This is a genomic window from Flavobacterium urocaniciphilum (genome assembly GCF_900110615.1).
Classification (GTDB): domain Bacteria; phylum Bacteroidota; class Bacteroidia; order Flavobacteriales; family Flavobacteriaceae; genus Flavobacterium; species Flavobacterium urocaniciphilum.
Window position 1 is genome coordinate 1 of the sequence record NZ_FOEI01000018.1, and the last position, 1,763, is coordinate 1,763.

General features: G+C 40.1%; 1 pseudogene. It reads right to left on the minus strand.

The features are described from left to right. A pseudogene (locus BMY86_RS13110) lies at positions 1-1,763 on the minus strand (PKD-like domain-containing protein); the annotation flags it as partial.

The window sequence follows — 1,763 nt, forward strand, 5'->3', positions numbered from 1 at the left end:
GTAATTACTTGTGATAAAACTGGCGTTCCTACACATCCGTTTCTAATTGGAGTAAATTCAAACTGAATCGTTCCTATTGTGGTTGGACTATTTGTAGTTAACTGTAAGTTTAATGCTCCATTTGCTGAAGTTCCACTATACGTTCCATTTGTAATGATAACACCATTGTTATTCACCGCTGTCCAAGTATATGTTAATCCTGTTGGCTCTCCGTCTACATCAATATGAACTTGACTTCCTGCACAAATCTGCGCATCTTCAACAGTAATTGAACTAATTACCGGGTTTGGATTTACAACTAAATTAACCGTTACTGGATCTCCTGTACATCCGTTTGCTGTTGGTAAAATTACCATAGTAATTGTTCCTCCAACCATTGGATTGGTTAAATGAACCACTTGATTAATATTAGCTTGTGTTCCCGAAGCATTAAATCCTGTTAATCCATTATTTGAAGCATCCCAAGTATAAGTTGTTCCTGGAACATTGCTACTCAATACAAAGTTTAAGGCACTTCCATCACAAATTGGTGTAGTAACCGTGTACGTCATCACTGGTTTTGGAGTGATCGTAACATTTGTTTGAGTTTGTACCGGTAAACATGATGAACCAGCTGGAATGGTATACGTTACCACATAAGTTCCTGGTGTACTTGTGCTTGGAGTAATAGCTCCTGTTGTAGCGTTAATACTTAATCCAGTTGTTGAACTAAATGTTCCACCTGTATAATTTCCTGTTCCTGTTAACGTAACATTTTGAGCTGATGTTGTGTTTACACAATATGGACCTGAGTAACTAATAGTTGCTGTTGGAGCCATATTTACATTAACTGTTGCCACACTTATATCATTCACACATGGTGCAGTTCCTACTAAAGTATAGGTAAACGTAGAAGTTGTTGCACCCATCGCTGGTGTATACGTTCCTGCTGCTGCATTAAACGTTCCTCCTGCTCCTGATGTTTGTGTCCATGTTCCACCTGCTTGCTCTCCAGTGATTAAACTGAATAAGTTGATAGTTGCAGGATTGTTCTCACAAGTTGTAGTTGCTCCATCTGTTCCAGCATTTGGCTGAGCGTTGATGTTAATCGTAGCCACACTTGTATCGTTAATACATGGTGCAGTTCCAACTAAAGTATAGGTAAATGTAGAAGTTGTTGCTCCTGATGCTGGTGTATAAGTACCTGCTCCTGCATTAAACGTTCCACCTGTTCCTGAAGTTTGTGTCCATGTTCCTCCTGCTTGCTCACCAGTGATTAAACTGAATAAGTCAATTGGTGCTACACTTGAATCACATACTGTTGTATTACCATCTACTCCAGCATTTGGTTGAGCGTTGATGTTAATAGTTGCAATACTTGTATCGTTAGTACATGGTGCTATTCCAACTAAAGTATACGTAAATGTAGAAGTTGTTGCGCCTGGTGCTGGTGTGAATGTACCTGCTCCAGCATTAAACGTTCCACCTGTTCCTGATGTTTGTGTCCATGTTCCTCCAGCTTGCTCACCCGTAATTAAACTGAATAAGTTGATTGGTGCTACACTTGAATCACAAACTGTAGTGTTACCATCTACTCCAGCATTTGGCTGAGCGTTGATGTTAATTGTAGCCACACTTGTATCGTTAATACATGGTGCAGTTCCAACTAAAGTATACGTAAATGTACTTGTTGTTGCTCCTGGAGCTGGGGTATAAGTACCTGCTCCAGCATTAAACGTTCCTCCTGCTCCTGATGTTTGTGTCCATGTTCCTCCTGCTTGCTC